General features: G+C 64.6%; 23 protein-coding genes. 19 read left to right on the top strand and 4 right to left on the bottom strand.

All coding sequences use genetic code 11. The annotated features are described in order from the left end of the window. Positions 1 to 60: 60 nt before the first annotated feature. The 6 genes from GM909_RS00610 to GM909_RS00585 all read left to right on the top strand — a co-directional run bounded on the left by GM909_RS00610 (position 61) and on the right by GM909_RS00585 (position 5,889). A complete protein-coding gene (locus tag GM909_RS00610) occupies positions 61 to 1,125 on the top strand; it encodes a C4-dicarboxylate TRAP transporter substrate-binding protein (protein WP_157014255.1) in 1,065 nt (354 codons plus the stop codon). 63 nt (positions 1,126 to 1,188) lie between these two features. After that, the gene (locus GM909_RS00605) at positions 1,189 to 1,758 is read left to right on the top strand and encodes a TRAP transporter small permease subunit (RefSeq protein ID WP_157014254.1); all 570 of its coding nucleotides are present in this window, start codon (positions 1,189 to 1,191) and stop codon (positions 1,756 to 1,758) included. Further along, positions 1,755 to 3,071, top strand: a complete 1,317-nt coding sequence (locus GM909_RS00600; protein WP_157014253.1) for a TRAP transporter large permease — start codon at positions 1,755 to 1,757, stop codon at positions 3,069 to 3,071. The genes GM909_RS00605 and GM909_RS00600 overlap by 4 nt, the downstream gene beginning before the upstream one ends. A gap of 14 nt (positions 3,072 to 3,085) precedes the next feature. Then, a complete protein-coding gene (locus tag GM909_RS00595) occupies positions 3,086 to 3,862 on the top strand; it encodes a cyclase family protein (RefSeq protein WP_157014252.1) in 777 nt (258 codons plus the stop codon). Between the two features lie 21 nt (positions 3,863 to 3,883). Then, entirely contained in the window at positions 3,884 to 4,915 is a 1,032-nt protein-coding gene (locus GM909_RS00590) for an SMP-30/gluconolactonase/LRE family protein (RefSeq protein ID WP_157014251.1), read from the top strand. A 41-nt stretch (positions 4,916 to 4,956) separates the two neighbouring features. Next, the gene (locus GM909_RS00585; RefSeq protein ID WP_157014250.1) at positions 4,957 to 5,889 is read left to right on the top strand and encodes a BKACE family enzyme; all 933 of its coding nucleotides are present in this window, start codon (positions 4,957 to 4,959) and stop codon (positions 5,887 to 5,889) included. An 18-nt stretch (positions 5,890 to 5,907) separates the two neighbouring features. On the opposite strand, the gene GM909_RS00580 is transcribed toward GM909_RS00585, so the two are convergent. Beyond that, positions 5,908 to 6,111: a hypothetical protein gene (locus GM909_RS00580; protein ID WP_157014249.1), complete on the bottom strand. Its 204-nt coding sequence runs from the start codon at positions 6,109 to 6,111 to the stop codon at positions 5,908 to 5,910. Positions 6,112 to 6,323: 212 nt separating this feature from the next. Here GM909_RS00580 and infC point away from each other — a divergent pair, with 212 nt between their 5' ends. Continuing rightward, positions 6,324 to 6,860, top strand: a complete 537-nt coding sequence (gene infC / locus GM909_RS00575; protein WP_157014569.1) for a translation initiation factor IF-3 — start codon at positions 6,324 to 6,326, stop codon at positions 6,858 to 6,860. Positions 6,861 to 6,867: 7 nt separating this feature from the next. Here the strand turns inward: infC and GM909_RS00570 are convergent, their stop codons facing one another. After that, positions 6,868 to 7,182 (bottom strand): hypothetical protein, encoded by a 315-nt coding sequence (locus tag GM909_RS00570; RefSeq protein WP_157014248.1) that lies wholly within the window; start codon positions 7,180 to 7,182, stop codon positions 6,868 to 6,870. Between GM909_RS00570 and rpmI the strand changes: the two genes are divergently transcribed. From rpmI to GM909_RS00535, 7 genes are all read left to right on the top strand, one after another. Then, positions 7,151 to 7,360 (top strand): 50S ribosomal protein L35, encoded by a 210-nt coding sequence (gene rpmI, locus GM909_RS00565; RefSeq protein ID WP_157014247.1) that lies wholly within the window; start codon positions 7,151 to 7,153, stop codon positions 7,358 to 7,360. The two genes, GM909_RS00570 and rpmI, sit on opposite strands and share 32 nt — an antisense overlap. A gap of 35 nt (positions 7,361 to 7,395) precedes the next feature. Beyond that, on the top strand, positions 7,396 to 7,797 hold the full coding sequence (gene rplT, locus GM909_RS00560) for a 50S ribosomal protein L20 (protein ID WP_157014246.1): 402 nt from the start codon (positions 7,396 to 7,398) through the stop codon (positions 7,795 to 7,797). Positions 7,798 to 7,926: 129 nt separating this feature from the next. After that, positions 7,927 to 9,012, top strand: coding sequence for a phenylalanine--tRNA ligase subunit alpha (gene pheS, locus GM909_RS00555; RefSeq protein WP_157014568.1), 1,086 nt, complete (start codon positions 7,927 to 7,929; stop codon positions 9,010 to 9,012). Positions 9,013 to 9,015: 3 nt separating this feature from the next. After that, on the top strand, positions 9,016 to 9,252 hold the full coding sequence (locus GM909_RS00550; protein ID WP_157014245.1) for a DUF4160 domain-containing protein: 237 nt from the start codon (positions 9,016 to 9,018) through the stop codon (positions 9,250 to 9,252). Continuing rightward, the gene (locus GM909_RS00545) at positions 9,233 to 9,508 is read left to right on the top strand and encodes a DUF2442 domain-containing protein (protein ID WP_235911532.1); all 276 of its coding nucleotides are present in this window, start codon (positions 9,233 to 9,235) and stop codon (positions 9,506 to 9,508) included. Before GM909_RS00550 ends, GM909_RS00545 begins: the two co-directional genes overlap by 20 nt. 90 nt (positions 9,509 to 9,598) lie before the next feature. Next, positions 9,599 to 12,046 (top strand): phenylalanine--tRNA ligase subunit beta, encoded by a 2,448-nt coding sequence (gene pheT / locus GM909_RS00540; protein ID WP_157014244.1) that lies wholly within the window; start codon positions 9,599 to 9,601, stop codon positions 12,044 to 12,046. Positions 12,047 to 12,085: 39 nt separating this feature from the next. Next, complete coding sequence (locus tag GM909_RS00535) at positions 12,086 to 12,688, top strand: nucleotidyltransferase family protein (RefSeq protein WP_157014243.1); 603 nt, start codon at positions 12,086 to 12,088, stop codon at positions 12,686 to 12,688. A gap of 17 nt (positions 12,689 to 12,705) precedes the next feature. Here the strand turns inward: GM909_RS00535 and relB are convergent, their stop codons facing one another. Next, the gene (gene relB, locus GM909_RS00530) at positions 12,706 to 12,924 is read right to left on the bottom strand and encodes a type II toxin-antitoxin system RelB family antitoxin (RefSeq protein WP_157014242.1); all 219 of its coding nucleotides are present in this window, start codon (positions 12,922 to 12,924) and stop codon (positions 12,706 to 12,708) included. Between the two features lie 159 nt (positions 12,925 to 13,083). Here relB and GM909_RS00525 point away from each other — a divergent pair, with 159 nt between their 5' ends. From GM909_RS00525 to GM909_RS00515, 3 genes are all read left to right on the top strand, one after another. After that, positions 13,084 to 13,659 carry a cytochrome b gene (locus tag GM909_RS00525; protein WP_157014241.1) on the top strand — a complete coding sequence of 192 codons (576 nt, stop codon included), beginning with the start codon at positions 13,084 to 13,086 and terminating at the stop codon, positions 13,657 to 13,659. A 62-nt stretch (positions 13,660 to 13,721) separates the two neighbouring features. Beyond that, a complete protein-coding gene (locus GM909_RS00520) occupies positions 13,722 to 14,297 on the top strand; it encodes a YceI family protein (RefSeq protein WP_157014240.1) in 576 nt (191 codons plus the stop codon). A 32-nt stretch (positions 14,298 to 14,329) separates the two neighbouring features. Further along, positions 14,330 to 15,316, top strand: a complete 987-nt coding sequence (locus GM909_RS00515) for a Gfo/Idh/MocA family protein (RefSeq protein WP_157014239.1) — start codon at positions 14,330 to 14,332, stop codon at positions 15,314 to 15,316. A 22-nt stretch (positions 15,317 to 15,338) separates the two neighbouring features. Here GM909_RS00515 and GM909_RS00510 read toward each other — a convergent pair whose 3' ends face one another. Beyond that, a complete protein-coding gene (locus GM909_RS00510; RefSeq protein ID WP_157014238.1) occupies positions 15,339 to 16,217 on the bottom strand; it encodes a sigma-70 family RNA polymerase sigma factor in 879 nt (292 codons plus the stop codon). A gap of 149 nt (positions 16,218 to 16,366) precedes the next feature. Here GM909_RS00510 and GM909_RS00505 point away from each other — a divergent pair, with 149 nt between their 5' ends. Then, entirely contained in the window at positions 16,367 to 16,825 is a 459-nt protein-coding gene (locus GM909_RS00505; protein WP_157014237.1) for a carboxymuconolactone decarboxylase family protein, read from the top strand. A 125-nt stretch (positions 16,826 to 16,950) separates the two neighbouring features. Next, complete coding sequence (locus tag GM909_RS00500) at positions 16,951 to 19,470, top strand: heavy metal translocating P-type ATPase (protein ID WP_157014236.1); 2,520 nt, start codon at positions 16,951 to 16,953, stop codon at positions 19,468 to 19,470. Positions 19,471 to 19,525: the final 55 nt, after the last annotated feature.

Raw genomic sequence — 19,525 nt, 5'->3', positions numbered from 1 at the left:
CGACGTGGAGGTCGGGAGGGCCGGCAGGGTGGAAACGCACATCATCTTGGGGAGGTTATCATGAGGAACTCAATTCGTCTGGCCGCAATGGCCGCAGTCCTGGCAGGTTCGGCTGTAATGCCGGCCAAGGCCGACGACATTTCCGTTACCGTCGTCAATGGGCACCCGCCAGTGTTCCTGTGGGTCAAGCACATCACCGAGACGTTCATTCCGACCGTCAACAAGGCGCTGGAAGGCACCGGCAACACCATCACCTGGAGCGAGGCCTATGGCGGCACGCTTGCTGCGGTGGGCGGCGAACTCGAAGCCATCGAGGACGGTCTTGCCGAAGTCGGCGTCGTGCCGACGGTGTTCGAACCGACGGCGCTGCCGCTGCAGAACGTGACCTATTACACGCCGTTCGGTTCGTCCGACCCGCAGATCGTCATGGATGCCGTTGACAAGCTGCATCAGGACATCCCGGGCATGATCGAATCCTGGGAGAACTACAATGCCGAATATCTCGGCGGCGGCTTCGCGCTCGACAACTATCTCCTGATGACCAACTTTCCGGTCGATTCCATGGATGATCTGGAAGGTCACAAGATCGGCGCACCGGGACCGGCCGTGAACTGGCTGGAGGGCACGGGTGCGGTTGGCGTGGCGGGCAACCTGACCACCTACTACAACGACATCCAGACGGGCGTCTTCGACGGCACCATCGTCTTCCCGACGGCGGCGGCACCGGCCAAGCTGCAGGAGGTCGCGCCTCATGTGCTGATCACCGATTTCGGTGCGCAGTATGCCGGTTCGCTCGTTGCCAACAAGGACTGGTACGACAGTCAGCCGGCCGAGGTGCAGGAGGCCCTGCGCGCCGGCGCGGCCGCCTACACCGAAGCCTATATCGCCGAGCAGAACGCGCGCGTCGAGGCGGCGCTGAAGCAGCTCGAAGAGGGCGGCGCCACGATCAGCGAACTCAACGACGAAGAGCGCGCCAAGTGGGCGGCGGCCCTGCCGCAGATCGCCGACACCTGGGCGCAGAACGCCGACGGTCAGGGCCTCGCCGGCTCCGAGGTGCTGGATGCCTACATCTCGCAGCTCAAGGACGCCGGCGTGAACCTGGCGCGTGACTGGTCGCAGCGCTGAGCGCCGTTGGGGTTGCGGGGCGCTTGCTCCGCAACCTCCCACACGAGCCCCGGAAAGAAACCCGTGTCCCAAACACCGGAAGATCAAGCCACCGGACTGCGCAGCTTTGATGCCCTGTTCCGCTTTTTCGATCGCATCACCGCGACGATGAGCGTGATCGGGACGGCCGCGATCCTGTTCATCATGGTGCTTATTACGGCGGATGTGGTTGGCCGGTTCTTCTTCGGGCGGCCGATCGCCGGCGTACCGGAGATAGTCTCGATGCTGATCCTCAGCATTGTGTTCCTGCAGATCGCCAACACGCTTTTGCGCGGCAAGCTGACGCGCGCAGACGGCCTCCTGACGCTGCTGCGTTCAAGGGCGCCGAAACTCGGGGGTGTGCTGGACGCGGTGATGCACTTCATTGGCGCCGGCCTTGTCGGCGTGCTTGTCTACGCCTTCTATCCGCTCTTTGTGCGCAGCTACGGTCGCAACGAGATGATCGGCACGGTCGGCCAGTTCCTGGCGCCGATCTGGCCGACCTATCTCGTCGTCCTCATCGGCGCGAGCGCGCTCATGCTTGCCTTCGTGTTGCGTGGACTGGCCATCCTGCTCGCGGCGCTGCGCACCCACGCCCCGGAGACGCCCCGATGAGCGGCATCGAGATCGGCCTGTGGTCGCTCGGCGCGATCCTCGTCCTCATCTATACCGGCATGCATGTGGCGATCGCGCTGGCGCTTGTTTCCTTCTTTGGCATCTGGATCCTGCGCGACAATGCCGACCAGGCTGCGCGCATCCTGTCGCTGGCTACCCGCGAGAGCATCTCCAGCTACCTCTTCGGCGTCGTGCCGCTTTTCGTGCTGATGGGCCTCGTGGTCAGCCGTGCCAATATCGGCCGCGATACGTTCGACGTCGCGACGCGCTTTCTCGGGGGCCTTCGCGGCGGGCTCGGCATGTCGACAGTCGGCGCCAACGCCATCTTCGCCTCGATTACCGGCATCTCGATCGCCTCGGCGGCGGTCTTCACCAAGATCGCCGTGCCGGAGATGATACGCGCCGGCCATAGCGCCCGCTTTGCGACCGGCGTCGTCGTCGGCTCGTCCATTCTCGGCATGCTCATCCCGCCGAGCCTTTTGATGATCCTCTACGGCATCCTCGCCGAGCAGTCGGTCGGCGCGCTCTTCATTGCAGGCATCGGACCGGGCATTCTCGTCACCGTCATCTTCTGCGTCGGCATCTGGCTGATGGTGCGCTTCTGGAGCGGCTTCACCGGCACGGCTGCGGCACCGCCGAGCTACGATATGTCGGGCTGGCGCGCGCTGCAGGACATCGTCAGCAAGCTGTTGCCGATCGTCCTCCTCGTCGGCCTCGTGCTGGGCGGGCTCTACGGCGGCGTCTTCACGCCCACGGAAGCCGGCGCGATCGGGGCGCTCGGCGCCATCCTCATCGCGTTCACCAAGCGCCGCTTGTCGCCGAAGATGTTGTGGCAGGTGACGCTGGAGACCGGCCACATCACCGCTGCGATCTGCTTCCTCATCATCGCGGCGACGATGTACAGCCGCATGCTGGCGCTCACCGGTCTGCCGGTCTTCCTGACCGAATGGATCGTGGCGCTCGATGTCGGGATCTACGGATTCCTGTTCTTCTACATTGCGGTGCTGGTGCTGCTCGGCACGCTTCTCGATTCCTCCTCGATCATGCTGATCACCGTGCCGCTGGCGCTGCCCGTCGCCCAATCGCTCGGCCTTGATCTTATCTGGCTCGGCATCATCACGGTGCTGGCCGTAGAGATCGGCCTTCTGACGCCACCGATGGGCCTGTCGGTCTTCGTCGTGAAGGGCGCGCTGGACGACCCTGCCATCTCGCTCAAGGACGTCTTCATGGGCGCGGCGCCGTTCGCCGGACTGATGCTCTTCGCCCTTATCCTGATCGTGCTCTTCCCGACCATCTCCCTCGGCCTGTTGTAAGGAAGGTTCAAGCCATGGCACGCCGCATCGTCGATATCTCCACCGCGCTCAAGGCGGGCATCGCCTCCGATCCCAAGGGCACCGAGCCGCAGATCACCTATGTCGACCACCAGCAGTCGGTCAGCCAGCTCACCGGCTTCTTTCCCGGCCTGACCAAGGACCAGCTTCCGGCCGGCGAGGGGTGGGCGGTCGAGCAGCTGGTCGTCTCGACCCACAACGGCACCCACCTCGACGCGCCCTACCACTTCCATTCGACCATGGATGGAGGCAAGCGCGCGCTGACCATCGACGAGGTGCCGCTCGAATGGTGCTTCGGTCCCGGCGTCAAGCTCGATTTCCGTCATCTGCCGGACGGGCATGTCGTCACCGCCGCCGAGGTCGAAGCTGAGCTGCAGCGTATCGGCCACGAGATCCAGCTGGGCGACATCGTCGTGGTCAACACCTCGGCTGCCGCGAAGTACGGGCAGGACGACTACCTCGCTTCCGGCTGCGGCATGGGCAGGGAGGCGACGCTGTATCTGACCAGCCGCGGCGTGCGCGTCACCGGCACGGATGCCTGGAGCTGGGATGCGCCGTTCATCCACACGGCGCGGCGTTACGCCGAGACCGGAGATGCCTCGCTGATCTGGGAGGGCCACCGGGCCGGCATGGAGATCGGCTACTGCCATATTGAAAAGCTGGCGAACCTCGATCAGCTGCCGCCGACCGGCTACATGATCGCCTGCTTCCCCTTCAAGATCGAAAAGGCTTCGGCCGGCTTCACCCGCGCCGTCGCGATCTTCGAAGGCTAGTCGCCGGGGAGGGAGGGGACCATGAGCGCATCATCGAAGAGCCCGAACCCGCTGAAGGGCTGGCAGGTCGACCGGTCGCAGATCCGCACCATTGGCACGGATCTGCAGCGGCCCGAATGCATCCTTGCCGAGCGTGACGGGACCCTGTGGGCCGCCGATGCGCGCGGCGGCGTGATGCGCATTGCTTCCGACGGCGAACAACGGCTCGTGACGCAGACGCAAAGCCAGCATTTCGACCTTGCTGGCGACCAGGCAAAAAGCCTCCTGACCGGCACCTTGCCGAACGGTCTCGCCTTTGCGCGCAACGGCGACATCCTCATTTCAAACTTCGGCACCGACCGGCTGGAGATCATGACCCGCAAGGGCGAAACGCGTGTCCTCTTCGACACGATCGACGGCAAGCCGATGGGCAAGGTCAATTTCGTCCTGCGCGATACGAAGGACCGCATCTGGATCACGGTCTCGACCATGGTGAACCCGTGGAGCGACGCGATCCGCAACGATCTGGCAGATGGTTACATCGCGCTCATTGATGAGAAGGGGGTCCGCGTCGTCGCTGATGGCTTCGCCTTCACCAACGAAATCCGCCTCGATGCGGCCGAAGAGTGGATCTACGTCGCCGAGACGTGCGGCAAGCGCGTCACTCGCCTCAAGGTCCAACCAGACGGCTCGCTGACAAACCGTGAGGTGTACGGCCCCTCCAGCCTCGGCGACGGACTGATCGACGGCTTCGCCTTCGACGCCTATGGCAATCTGTGGTGCACCATGATCTTCGCCGACCGGCTCGTCGCGATCACACCCGATGGCGAAGCGCTGACGCTGCTCGAGGATGGCGATCCACAGCAGACGGCTGCCTTCGAAGCCGAGTTTGCCTCCGGCAAGCCGATGCGGTTCGACACGCTCGCCGCATCCGGCGGCACGATCGCGCCATGGCTCGCAAGCGTCACCTTCGGCGGCCCGGACCTTCGCACGGTCTATCTCGGCAGCCTCAAGGGCAACACCATTCCATATTTCCGCGCTCCGGTGGCGGGCCTTCCCATGGTCCACTGGTAGGCACGGCGATCCGCATCACGATTTCAAAGGGAGAGATATCCATGGCTGCCAAACGCAAGGTCATCATCACCTGCGCCATTACCGGCTCGATCCACACGCCGACCATGTCGCCGCATCTGCCGATCACGCCTGAACAGATTGCCGACAACGCGATCGCGGCCTCCGAGGCGGGCGCGGCCGTCGTCCACCTGCACGCCCGCGATCCCAAAGATGGAAGGCCGGTGCAGACGCCGGAGGCCTACGAGCCGTTCTTGAAGGTGATCAAGCAGCGCTCCGCCGCGGTCGTCAACATCACCACCGGGGGCGCGCCGACCATGCCAATCGAGGAGCGCGTCGGGCCCGCTGCCCACTTCAAGCCGGAAATCGCTTCGCTCAACATGGGCACGATGAACTTCGGCCTCTACCCGATGCTCGATCGCTACAAGGAGTTCAAGTACGACTGGGAGAAGCCCTATCTCGAGGCGTCCCGCGCCGGCATGTTCAAGAACACCTTCGCCGACATCGAGTACATCCTGACCAAGTGCGCCGAGAACGGCACGCGCTTCGAGATCGAGTGCTACGACATCGGCCATCTCTATACGCTCGCACATTTTGCCGATCGCGGCATCGTCAAGCCGCCCTTCTTCGTGCAGTCGGTGTTCGGCCTCCTCGGCGGCATCGGTGCGCATCCCGAAGACGTCGCGCATATGCGCCGCACGGCCGATCGGCTTTTTGGCGATCAGTATCGCTGGTCGGTGCTGGGGGCAGGGCGCAACCAGATGCCGGTTGCGGCGATCGCGGCCGCCATGGGCGGAAACGTGCGCGTCGGCATGGAGGATTCGCTGTGGCTTGCCCCGGGCCAACTTGCCAAGTCGAATGCCGAGCAGGTGACCAATGTGCGCCAGATCATCGAAGGCCTCGGCCTCGAGATCGCGACCCCGGACGACGCCCGCAATATCCTCGAACTCAAGGGCGGCGACCGCGTCAACTTCTGACGGGAACAACCGAATAATTCACAATTTGCGTGAGCTGATGCTGCGATTTTGGATTTTACGATTGCACTCCAGCGCCTCAGCGATCTGGTGACGGCCGGATGGTTTGAGGGCGGCTGCTGCCATAGGTTCTATCGCGGCAATGGCATGCATGGCTGTATCTGGGTCGGCATTCCGCTCCATGAGGATGTCGACCCAGATATTGAGCACGGCAGCGGTTTCCAAACCACCGCCACCGACAGAATCAGGACCCGCGCAAGACCGAAACTGCCGTCAACCCGAGTTCAGGGCCGTGGGCGCTTTGCCTTCAACGTGGTTTTTTCCCGCGCTCCGTGCTATTGACATTCGGCGGGCCCGACCGACATAGACCGCGTCTTGAGGTCGGGGCTGGAGAGGACATCGCCCCGAATCCGAATTGATTGAAGGAGACAACGACCATTCGCAGACCTTTTAAAGCCGCAGCGCCCGTCAAGGAAGGGCCGCGCGCCAATCGCGACATCCGGGCTCCCCGGGTCCAACTCATCGATCCCGAAGGCAACAATCTTGGGGTCCAATCCATTCAGGACGCCTTGAATACGGCGGAAGAGTACGGCCTCGATCTGGTCGAGATCGCGCCGAATTCCGAGCCTCCTGTCTGCAAGATTACCGATCTCGGCAAGCTGAAGTACCAAAGCCAGAAAAAGGCTGCCGAAGCGCGCAAGAACCAGAAGGTCATCGAGATCAAGGAGATCAAGATGCGCCCGAACATCGACACCCATGACTACGAGGTGAAGATGAAGGCCGTGCGCCGCTTCTTCGAGGAGGGCGACAAGGTCAAGCTGACGCTGCGCTTCCGCGGTCGCGAGATGGCGCATATGGAGCTCGGCATGCAGTTGCTCAACAAGGTGCGCGAGGAAGTTGCCGAGATCGCCAAGGTCGAAGCCGAGCCGAAGCTCGAGGGCCGGCAGATGATGATGGTGCTCTCACCCAGGTGAGCGTCCGTCACCGGCGCGCAACGGGGCTCGCGCGGCGACGATGACAAAGTGAAACGAGAAAGCGCGACGGCAGTTGCGCTTTTTCTCTGGCGCCGTTATACAGCGCGCGTTCAAGAGCCGCCCGGCAGGGCATGCCGTGGCGGTTCTCAATGCTAAACAGCTCACAAACAATAGCGCGGACCGAGCAAAGCGAGGCAAGCGCGACCGCGCGTCGGCCATCATTGGCCGCCCCGGCGGAGGCGGCGAGCGAAAGCGAGCCTGCCGTGAGCCAAGAGAACGGAGAAAGCAAAATGCCCAAGATGAAGACGAAGTCTTCTGCCAAGAAGCGGTTCAAGATCACGGCGACCGGCAAGGTCAAGTCGGCGGCGGCCGGCAAGCGTCATGGCATGATCAAGCGCACGAACAAGTTCATCCGCGATGCCCGCGGCACGATGGTTCTGGCCGAGCCAGACGCCAAGAAGGTGGTGAAGAACTACCTGCCCAATGGCGGCGGCCTCTAAGCCCCGGTTCGAACAGCTTCTAAGGAGATCATGACATGGCACGCGTGAAGAGGGGCGTTACCGCCCACGCCAAGCACAAGAAGGTCCTCAAGTCCGCCAAGGGCTTCTACGGCCGTCGCAAGAACACCATCCGCACCGCCAAGCAGGCGGTCGAGCGGTCGCTGCAATACGCCTATCGCGACCGCAAGAACCGCAAGCGCAATTTCCGCGCTCTGTGGATTCAGCGCATCAATGCCGCCGCACGCGAGCACGGCCTGACATATGGCCGTTTCATCGACGGGCTGAACAAGGCCGGCATCGAGATCGACCGCAAGGTGCTCGCTGACATGGCGATCCACGAGCCGCAGGCTTTCGCCGCGCTCGCCGCCAAGTCGAAGACGGCGCTCGAATATCTGAAAGACACCACGCCGAATGCTTTTGAGAGCGCTGTAGCCTAACCAGCGCCCTTCCCAAGCATTCGAAAACTGGTATTGGGGAACCCGCGCTGGCAGGGCTGGCGCGGGTTTTTCCATTTTTGAAGCGATCAACCGATCTGGAGCCAGGTGAGCAAGGCCGTGACCGAACAGATGACAGACCTCAAGACATTGGAGACGACGCTGCTGGCCGAGATCGCGGCGGCCGGCGACGAGGCGTCGCTCGAGGCCGTGCGCGTGGCCGCGCTCGGCAAGAAGGGCTCGGTGTCCGAGCGCCTGAAAATGCTCGGCTCCATGTCGCCGGACGAACGCCAGGTGATGGGTCCGGCGATCAACGGGCTGAAGAACCGCGTTGGCGAGGCATTGGCCGCGCGCAAGGCCGAACTGCGCGATGCGGCGATCGCCGCGCGCCTGGCGGCGGAAGCCGTGGACGTGACCTTGCCGGTGCGCCAGAGTCCGGCCGAGCGCGGCCGCATCCATCCGATCAGCCAGGTGATCGACGAGATCGCGGCGATCTTCGGCGATCTCGGCTTCGCCATCGCCGAAGGGCCGGATATCGAGACCGATCACTACAATTTCACGGCGCTGAATTTCCCCGAAGGCCACCCGGCGCGCGAGATGCACGACACATTCTTCTTCCCGCCGGACGCAAACGGCGAGCGCAAGGTGCTGCGCACGCACACCTCGCCCGTGCAGATCCGCACCATGGAGGCGCAAAAGCCGCCGATCCGCATCGTCATCCCCGGCAAGACCTACCGGCAGGATTCGGACGCCACCCATTCGCCGATGTTCCACCAGCTCGAAGGGCTGGTCATCGACAGGACGGCCAATGTCGCCAACATGAAGTGGGTGCTGGAGGAGTTCTGCAAGGCCTTCTTCGAGGTGCCGTCGGTCAATATGCGCTTCCGCCCGTCATACTTCCCCTTCACCGAGCCGAGCCTCGAAGTCGACATCCAGTGCGACCGTTCCAGGCCGGGCGAGGTGCGTTTCGGCGAGGGCAACGACTGGATGGAGATCCTCGGCTGCGGCATGGTGCACCCCAATGTGCTGCGCTATGGCGGGCTCGATCCCGACGAGTATCAGGGTTTTGCCTGGGGCATGGGCATCGACCGCATCGCGACGCTGAAATACGGCATGCCGGACCTGCGCGACTACTTCAATGCCGACATACGCTGGTTGCAGCATTACGGCTTTCGCCCGCTCGACATGCCGACGCTGTTCGGCGGGTTGAGCACGTAGCCCATGCCGACCTTGCTGATCTGGCATGGCTACAAGTTTCGCTTCTACGCCCTTGATCGCGATGAGCCGCCGCATGTCCACGTCGCCAAGGACGGGAAGTCGCTCAAGGTGTGGCTTCACAGTTTGGAGGTTGCCCGAAACAGCGGCTATGATGAGCGGGAAGTCTCCCGGTTGCTGGCAGTGATCGCCGAGCGACGGGACGAATGGATAGGTGCCTGGAATGACTTCTTTGGCCTTTGAAACCGACGACATGCGGCCGGTCAAGGCGTGGTGCACGCATGACAAGGTGCATGTCGGCTTGGCTGACGGGAGACGCATTGCGACCCCTCTGTGGTGGTATCCTTTCCTGGACGGCCTTGATGAGCTGCAACTCAACGACATCGAACTGATGTATGAGGGCATCTGGTGGCCGGCGGTGGATGAAGGGATATCCATCAAGAGCATGTTTCTTGGCAAGAAGGCGCCTGGCGCCAGGCAACCGCAGACTGCTGCCTGATTCACCAAGTTCTCATTTCAACCTGAAATGCCGCGAGATGAAGCGTGGTCATTTCACATCCGCCGAAATGCCGGCGGCAAGGTGCAAACGATGAAATTCACCCTCTCCTGGCTCAAGGATCACCTGGAAACCGACGCCACGCTCGACGAGATCGTGGACAAGCTGACGATGATCGGCCTCGAGGTCGAGGAGGTCGACGACAAGGCCGCCCTGAAACCGTTCGTCATCGCCAGGGTCTTGAGCGCCGAAAAGCACCCGGACGCCGACAAGCTCAAGGTGTTGTCCGTCGACACGGGCGACGGCAAGCCGATCCAGGTGGTCTGCGGCGCGCCCAATGCGCGGGCCGGGCTCGTCGGCGCCTTCGCAGCGCCCGGAACCTATGTGCCGGGCATCGACGTGACACTGTCGGTTGGCAGGATACGCGGCGTGGAAAGCCACGGCATGATGTGCTCGGAACGCGAGCTTCAGCTTTCCGACGAACATGACGGTATCATCGATCTGCCCGAGGATGCGCCGGTCGGCACGGCCTTTGCGGCTTATGCGACGCTCGACGACCCGGTCATCGAGATCGGACTGACGCCGAACCGGCCCGACGCCACCGGGGTCCATGGCATCGCGCGCGATCTCGCCGCCGCCGGTCTCGGCACGCTGAAGAGCGGCGCGGTGGAGCCGGTCGCCGGCGAGGGCGAATGCCCAGCCCGGCTGACCATCGAGGCGCCGGACCTTTGCCCGGGCTTCGCGCTCAGGCTCGTGCGCGGGGTCAAGAACGGCCTCAGCCCGAAATGGATGCAGCAGCGCCTCATCGCCATCGGCTTGCGGCCGATCAACGCGCTGGTCGACATCACCAACTACATCACCTTCGACCGTGGCCGTCCGCTGCACGTCTTCGACGCGGCGAAGGTGAAGGGCAATCTGACCGTGCGCCGCGCCGGGGCCGGCGAAAAGGTGCTGGCGCTCGACGAGAATGAATACGAGTTGACCGACGAGATGTGCGTCATTGCCGACGACAACGGCGTGGAATCGATTGCCGGCATCATGGGCGGCGAGCATTCGGGCTGCGACGAGGCGACGACCGACGTGCTGGTCGAATCGGCGCTGTGGGACCCGTCCAACGTGGCCAGCACCGGCCGCGAACTCGGCATCATCACCGATGCACGCTACCGATTCGAGCGCGGCGCCGATCCCGAATTCATGGTGCCGGGGCTGGAGCTCGCCACGCGCATGGTGCTCGACCTGTGCGGCGGCGCGCCGAGCGAGACGCAAATCGTTCTCGGCACGCCGACATCGACCGAGGGCGAGATCGTCGGAAAAACCGGCCATCACTACAAGGAGGTCGATTTCCCGATTTCCGAAACCAGGCGCCTGACCGGGCTCGATGTGGGTCGCGATGAGAGCATTGCGATCCTGACGCGCCTCGGTTTTGAACCCAAGGGTGACGCCAAGGGGGACACGGTCCGTTTCGTCGTTCCCTCCTGGCGGCCCGACATCGACGGCAAGGCCGATCTGGTCGAGGAAGTCATGCGCATCCACGGCGTGGAGAAGATCGCGTCCGCGCCGCTCGTCAGCCATGATGCGGTCGGCGAAACGATTCTCACCACGCTTCAAAAGCGCACGCGGGCTGCGCGCCGGGCGCTCGCCGTGCGCGGCATGATGGAGGCCGTCACATGGTCCTTCATCCCGGCGAAACATGCCGAGCTCTTCGGCGGCGGCAAGCCGGAGCTGAAGCTCTCCAACCCCATCGCCGCCGACATGTCCGACATGCGGCCCTCGCTGCTGCCGGGCCTTCTGGCGGCGGCGCAGCGCAATGCCGACCGCGGCTTCGCCGACACGGCTCTGTTCGAGGTGTCGGGCACCTATGAGGGCGACCGGCCGGAAGACCAGCGCCGCGTGGCGGCCGGCGTGCGCCGCGGCACGGCCGGACTTGCCGGTTCGGGGCGCGACTGGGCCGGCAACGCCGGGCCCGTCGGGGTCTTCGACGCCAAGGCCGACGCGCTCGCCGCGCTCGAGGCCTGTGGCGCACCGGTCGACAAGCTGATGATCGAGGCCGGCGGGCCGGACTGGTATCATCCCGACCGCTCGGGCACCATCAAGCTTGGCCCCAAGGTGGTGCTGGCGACCTTCGGCGAATTTCATCCAAGAACGCTCGAGGCGCTCGACGTCACCGGCCAGCTTGCCGGGTTCGAAGTCTTCATCGACGCCGTTCCCGAACCCAAGGCGAAGGCGACGCGCACCAAGCCGCGGCTCGACCTGTCGCCCTTCCAGGCGGTGCGCCGCGACTTCGCTTTCGTCGTCGATCGCACCGTCGAGGCCGGTAGGCTGATGCGCGCGGCGGCCGGCGCCGACAAGAAGCTGATTGCCGGCGTTTCCGTGTTCGACGTCTTCGAGGGTGCGGCGCTCGGCGAGGACAAGAAGTCGATCGCCATCGAGGTGCAGATCCAGCCGCTCGAAAAGACGCTGACAGACGACGATTTCGAGGCGCTGGCCGCGAAGATCGTCGAGAACGTGAAGAAGCAGACCGGCGGCATGTTGCGGGGCTGATCGATTGCGGGGCGTGGCGAATCGTGTTCGCATGCCCCCATGCACCACTTGCGATATGCCGATCTTACTGCCGATGACCAGCGCGCGGCCTTTTTTCGGATCGTGCGGGCGGATCCGATTGTGGCCGCCGCGCTCGAACGCGCGCGTGAGCTTGAGCTGCCGGGCTGGCGGATCGTCGCCGGTGTTCTCTACAATACCGTCTGGAACGCGCTGACCGGGCGTCCGTCCGGCTACGGCATCAAGGATATCGACCTGTTCTATTTCGACGCGGGCGACATCTCATACGAGGCCGAGGATGCGGTGATTGCGAGAGGTGCGAAGGTCTTTGCCGATCTGCCCGTACCGGTCGAGATCCGCAACCAGGCGCGGGTCCATCTCTGGTTCGAGAGGCATTTCGGCCAGCCCTATCCGCCATTGGCCTCGAGCGAGGAGGCGATCGACCGCTTCGCCTGCAAGACCCACGCGGTGGGCTTGCGGCTCGAAAAGGATGGACGCCTGAACCATTATGCGCCCTTTGGGCTCGACGATATCTTTTCCTTTCGCCTGGCGCCTAACCGGCTCATCGACAACCGTGCCACGCACGAAACCAAGGGCCGGCGGGCGAAAGAGTGCTGGCCGGAGGTGACGGTCGTGCCTTGGTAGGCACATAGTGCAGCCGCTCAATCCGCAAGACTGAGCCGCTTCCAGACGTCTTCATCGAGGATGGTCTTGAATGCGGTCAATGTCCGCTCTCTCACCACGTAGAAATCTTCCAGTTCCTCCAGTTTCTCGACGATCGCTTGCCGCATCAATTGGCTGCTGTTCAAGCCATGAGCGGCGGCAAGGTCGTCCCAGCGCTGCTTGATGTCGTTGTCGATTCGTAGGCTTATGGTTCTCATGCCGCACACTCGTCCAACAATTGCATCTCATGCATGTAGTCCAAATCAGGCGCTGCGGCCATCATAGCCTTGCTTCGACGCATGCCGGTTTAAACCGTAGGCCGATTGATGCATGGTCCCCTTCTCGGACCAGGATAGCCTCGCATCACGAGGTGCGTCATGCTGCGCAATACGAAGGACGGCTACGGGCTCGTCGCGATCGTCCTGCACTGGACGCTCGCCGTGCTCGTCATCGGACAGATCGGCCTCGGTCTCGCCATGTTGAGGGTGGCCGACAAACGGCTCTCCTTCGATCTCATCCAATGGCACAAATCGATCGGGCTTTTGATCCTGGCCCTTTTCGTGCTGCGCCTTGCCTGGCGGCTCGCCAATCCGCAACCCGCGCCCGAGGCCTCCTTGAAGCGCTGGGAGAAGACGGCTTCGGCCGCCGTGCATCGGCTGCTCTATGCGCTCCTTCTCGCTCTGCCCTTGTCGGGTTGGGCTCTGGTTTCGGCGTCCGTTCTCGGCATTCCCACGCTCGTCTTCGGCCTGTTCCTTCTGCCGCATCTGCCGGTGGAGGTCTCGGAGGCGGGCGAGGCCTTCTGGCGTTCGACCCATCATCTGCTGGCGTTCGCTGCGATCCTGCTGATCGCCGGCCACATCCTGGCCGCCCTGCGCCATCGCATCCTCCTGCGCGACCATGTGCTTCAGCGCATGCTGCGCCCAGTCGGTGCGCGAAAGCGTGAACGGACGTGACTGGCAGCCGACGGCCGCTTGCCGCAACAGTACGCCCGACGCACTGCCGGAGGAAATCGACAATGCTGCAACGCATGGCCATCATAGCGGCATTTCTGCTGCTTGCCCTGCCGCTGCGCGCCCAGGCGCCGTCTCTGGCCGATGCGGCGGGACGCTATGTGCTGACGCCACAGGGCTCGCGGCTGTCCTTCAGCGTTCCGGCGGCCGGCGGCCGGGCGATCCGGGGCAGGTTCGTCCGTTTCGCGGGCCGCATCGACATTCCGGCCGACAATATCGAACGGGCCCGCGTGATCATCACCATCTTTCCCGAAAGCGTGGCGACGGGCGAGAGGCGGGTCGACAACTTCCTGAAATCGAATGCCGTCTTCGATGTGGCCCACGAGCACGAAATCACCTTCCGCTCGACCGCCGTGCACCGCACTGGCGCCGCCACCGCCACGGTCGAGGGCAGTTTGACGGCACGCGGGCACACCTTCCGTGAGACCTTCCGCGTCCGGCTTGCCGAGTTCGGCCGCGGCCGCGCGCGCTTTCATGTCGAAGGCCGGGTCCTGCGCTCGCGCTACGGCATGGATGTCGGCACGCCGCTCTATTCCAACGTGGTCGATTTCGACATGGACCTTGCAGCCCGGCGCGGTTAGGTTCGCCCGCGCATTTCAAGGGAGTCCATATCATGTTCCGCTGGGGTATCCTCTCCACCGCCAAGATCGGCCGCGACCACGTCATTCCGCAACTCCAGGACGCCGAAAACGGCGTCGTCACGGCCATCGCCAGCCGCGATGCCGAACGCGCGAAGGGTGTCGCCGCCCGCTTCGGCATCCCGCACGTATTCGGCTCCTACGAGGAACTGCTCGCCTCGTCCGACGTCGACGGTGTCTATATTCCGCTGCCCACATCGCAGCATGTCGAATGGGCGGTGAAGGCGGCCGACGCCGCCAAGCATGTGCTGGTGGAAAAGCCGCTGGCACTCAAGGCCGAGGATATCGAGCCGGTGATCGCGGCGCGCGAGCGCAATGGCGTGCTGATCTCCGAAGCCTTCATGGTCTTCTATCATCCGCAATGGAAAAAGGTGCGCGAACTGATCGCCGAGGGCGCGATCGGCCGGCTGCGCCATGTCCAGGGCGCCTTTTCCTATCACAATGTCGATCCCGCCAATATGCGCAACAAGCCCGAGCTGGGCGGCGGCGGGCTGCCCGACATCGGCGTCTATCCGACCGTGACGACGCGGCTTGCCACCGGCAGCGAGCCGGTCAAGGTGCAGGCGCGCGTCGACCGCGACCCGGCCTTCGGCACCGACTCTTATGCCAGCGTGAAGGCCGATTTCGGCGATTTCGAGCTGAGCTTCTACGTCTCCACCCAGATGGCGGCGCGCCAGGTGATGGTCTTCCATGGCGAGGCGGGATACATCGAGGTCGAAACGCCATTCAACGCCCGCATCTATGGCGACGACAAGGTCACGCTCTACAATCAGGGGCATAACGAGGCGCGCGTCTTCCGCTTTCCCGACACGCGGCAGTACCGGCTGGAGGCCGAGGCTTTTGCGCGCGCTGCGCGGGGCCAGGACGAGGCCGTCTTCACGCTCGAGGATTCGGTGAAGAACCAGAAGCTGATCGACGCCATCTTCCGCGCCGGCGGGCATGACGGCTGGGAGATGGTGTAGGCGACCTTCGAAATAGCCCGGGTCAGCCGTCCACCACGGCGATGTCGAGGCGGGCGAGACGGTCGGGATCGGCGGTCGCGCGGATGCCGGCAATCCTTCCGTTCTCGACTGTGACGTCGAGCACCAGCATGAGCCGCCCGGCCGGCGCCACGACAAGGCCGAGCGTGCCGTCGATGAGTGCAGTGCGCGCGGCCTGCGCCCGGCCCGAGAAGAAGCGCGCGACGGCCTCTGCTCCGCGCTGTTCGGCTGGTCCGCCCAAGGCGGCTGCCGTGGCGTCGGCGTTCAGCGCGACCTCGGGGTCGAGCAGGGCGATGAGCCCTTTCATGTCGCCGCCGCGTGCCGCCGTCAGGAATGCGGCGAGCACCTGCTGCTTGCGCTCGCGGTCCGGCGTGAGCGCGGCCTCCGGCTCACCGCGCACACGGCGCCGCGCCCTGCTGGCAAGCTGTCGTGCCGCGTCCGCGGACCGGCCGACGATGCGCGCAATGTCGTCGAACGGGCAACTGAACATGTCGTGCAGCACAAAGGCGACCCGCTCGGCCGGGGTGAGCCTCTCCAGCACGATCATCAGCGCCAGGCCAACCGAATCGGCCAGCATCGCCTCTTCCTCCGGGTCGCTCTCGTGGTGCGGCTGGTTCTGCGGCGCATCCGCCTCGGCCTGCAGCGGCTCTTCGCGCCGCGTCTTGCGGGCCCGCAGCATATCGAGGCAGATGCGGGCGACGACCGTCGTCAGCCATCCGCTCAGGTTCTCCACCGCTTCGGCATCGGCACGCGCAAGTCTGATCCAGGCTTCCTGAACGGCGTCCTCGGCCTCGTTCAACGAGCCCAGCATGCGGTAGGCAACGCCGCGCAGCCGGGCCCTGTCGGCCTCGAAACGCTGCAGCAGAAAATTTTCTTCGCTCATCGGTCACATTCCCTTCTCATCACGCGTCAGGGCCATGACGAACGAAATCCGGCCGATGTGACCATCGCTTCGGAAGCGGCGCGTCGCAATCCCGGTCCGATGTTTGAAGCAAGGCCGAGACACAGAGAGAAACCCTACGGAGAAATGACATGCAAGCTCGAATGAAGAACCCGGTATTCATCCTGCCCGAGGCCATGCAGGCGCTTTTCGCGCTCAACAAGGCGACCGAAAAGGAGAGCCTGCCCGCAGTGACGCGCAAGCTGGTCCATTTGCGCGCCAGCCAGATCAATGGCTGCAGCGTCTGCGTGCACATGCATGCAAACGAATTGAAGCAGGCGGGTGAGAGCGACGACCGCATCTTTGCCGTCGCGGCCTGGCGCGACACGCCGTTTTTCTCCGACGCCGAGCGGGCGGCACTGGCCTTGACCGAAGCCGTCACGCGGCTTGCCGACAAGGCCGATCCCGTCTCCGACGAGATGTGGGACGAGGTTGGGCGTCACTATGACGAGGAGGCACTGTCGGCGCTGATCCTGCAGATTGCGCTGATCAATGTGTGGAACCGCCTCAACGCGACGATCAGGCAGGAGGCGGGCGCGACCTGGACCTGAGCGGGGGAATGGACCGGCCGGCCGGCGTCTCGTCACGGGTTGCAATCATCGCCTCTTGACCTTCCAGCTGCTGGAAGGCCCATTTGACGCGCATGATCCGAAATGACCCATAGGAGAAGCCGGTCATGGCCCATTCGCATAAGCACCACGATCACGCCGCGCCGGGGGGCGATGCCTGCTGCTCCGGTCATGGCGCAAAGACCACGACGGGCGCGGTGACGCGTGATCCGGTCTGCGGCATGACGGTCGATCCGGCGGCAAACAAGCCGTCGGCGACGTTCGACGGTCATCGCTATCATTTCTGCAGCGAGCACTGCCGCGAGAAATTCCTCGCCGATCCCGAAACCCATCTGACGGCGAAGGATCCCGTCTGCGGCATGAATGTCGACCGCTCGACGGCGGCCCATTTCCTGCGCCACGAGGGCCAGGGCTTCTATTTCTGCTCGGCCGGCTGCAAGGAGAAGTTCGAGGCCGATCCCGAGCGCTACCTGGGCGACCGCCCGGCGCCCGAGCCGATGCCGGCGGGAACGCAGTACACCTGCCCCATGCATCCCGAGATCGTGCGCGATGCGCCGGGCGACTGCCCGATCTGCGGCATGGCGCTGGAGCCGATGGGTGTGCCGGCGGGCGACGAGGGCCCGAACCCCGAACTGGTCGATTTCACGCGCCGTCTCTGGGTGAGCGCGGTGCTGGCGCTGCCGCTTCTCGTCATCGCCATGGGACCGATGGTCGGCCTGCCGGTGCGCGATTGGCTGGGCGAGCGCCTGGCGTCGTGGCTGGAGTTGGCCTTGGCGACACCGGTCGTCCTGTGGGCGGCATTCCCCTTCTTCAAGCGCGGCTGGGCCTCGATCCTCAACCGCAGCCCGAACATGTGGACCCTGATCTCCATCGGCGTCGGTGCGGCCTATGGCTACAGCGTCGTGGCGACGCTCTTTCCCAACATCTTCCCGCACCAGTTCCGCGGCCACGAAGGCTCGGTCCCGGTCTACTTCGAGGCGGCCGCCGTCATTGTGGCGCTGGTCTTCGTCGGCCAGGTGCTCGAATTGAAGGCGCGCGAGCGCACCGGTTCGGCCATTCGCGCCCTGCTCGACCTGGCGCCCAGGACGGCGCGGCGCATCGGCGAGGACGGCCAGGAGGAAGACGTGCCGCTCGACGAGATCGTGGTCGGCGACAGGCTGCGCGTGCGGCCCGGCGACAGCGTGCCGGTCGACGGCGCGGTGCGCGAGGGCCGCTCCTCGGTGGATGAATCCATGATCACCGGCGAGCCGCTGCCGGTGGAAAAGAACGAGGGCGATGCCGTCACCGGCGGTACCTTCAACAAGAACGGCACGCTCGTCATCGAAGCCGAGCGGGTCGGCGCCGAGACGATGCTTTCGCAGATCGTCGAGATGGTCGCCAAGGCGCAGCGCTCGCGCGCGCCGATCCAGGGGCTGGCCGATCGGGTGGCCTATTTCTTCGTGCCGGCGGTGGTTCTGGCCGCAATTATCGCCTTCGTCACCTGGGCGCTCGTCGGCCCGCAGCCGAGCATGGTCTATGCCATCGTCTCGGCAGTCTCCGTGCTGATCATCGCCTGCCCCTGCGCGCTCGGTCTGGCAACGCCGATGTCGATCATGGTGGCGACGGGCCGCGGCGCCCATGCCGGTGTCCTCATCCGTGACGCCGAGGCGCTGGAGCGCTTCGCCCGGGTCGATACGCTGATCGTCGACAAGACCGGGACGCTCACCGAAGGGCAGCCGAAACTGACCGACGTCGTGACGACCGACGGGATGAGCGAAGACGCGCTTCTCGGGCTCGCCGCCAGCCTCGAAAAGGGCTCCGAACATCCGCTTGCCGAGGCGATCGTCGGGGCGGCGAGGGAAAACGATGTCGCGATCGCCGAGGTGACGGATTTCGACGCCGTCACCGGCAAGGGCGTTCAAGGCAAGGTGGATGGACGCGCCGTTGCCCTGGGCAATAGTGCCATGATGGAGACGCTCGGCGTCGACATCGCGCCTCTCGCCGATCAGGCCGATACGCTGGCGTCGCAGGGCAAGACGGCCATGTTCGTCGCTGTCGACGGCCAGCCGGCCGGCATCGTCGCCGTGTCGGATCCGGTCAAGGAGACGACGCCCGGCGCCATCCGCGCACTGCATGAGAGCGGTCTGCGGATCATCATGGCGACCGGCGACAATGAGCGCACCGCGCAAGCGGTCGCGGCGACGCTCGGCATCGACGAGGTGCGCGCCGGCATGCTGCCGGAACACAAGCAGGCGCTGGTCGAGGAACTGCATTCGCGCGGTGCCAAGGTCGCTATGGCCGGCGACGGCGTCAACGACGCGCCGGCCCTTGCCGCGGCCGATGTCGGCATCGCCATGGGCACGGGCGCCGACGTGGCCGTCGAGAGCGCCGGCATCACGCTCGTCAAGGGCGACCTGACGGGGATCGTGCGGGCGCGCAATCTTGCCCGCGCGACCATCCGCAACATCAAGCAGAACCTCTTCTTCGCCTTCGTCTACAACACGGTCGGCGTGCCGGTGGCCGCCGGCGTGCTCTACCCGCTCCTGGGCGTGCTTTTGTCGCCCATGCTGGCGGCGGCGGCGATGAGCCTGTCCTCCGTCTCGGTGATCGCCAATGCGTTGCGCCTGAGGGCGCTTTCGCTGCGGTGAGGCGGAGGACGCGGCAGGGCTTGAACGCGGACGGCCAAATCTCCAGTTACTGGAA

Source organism: Mesorhizobium xinjiangense (assembly GCF_009749525.1).
Taxonomy (GTDB): Bacteria; Pseudomonadota; Alphaproteobacteria; order Rhizobiales; family Rhizobiaceae; genus Mangrovimarina; species Mangrovimarina xinjiangensis.
This window is presented reverse-complemented; position numbering and strand designations above follow the sequence as displayed.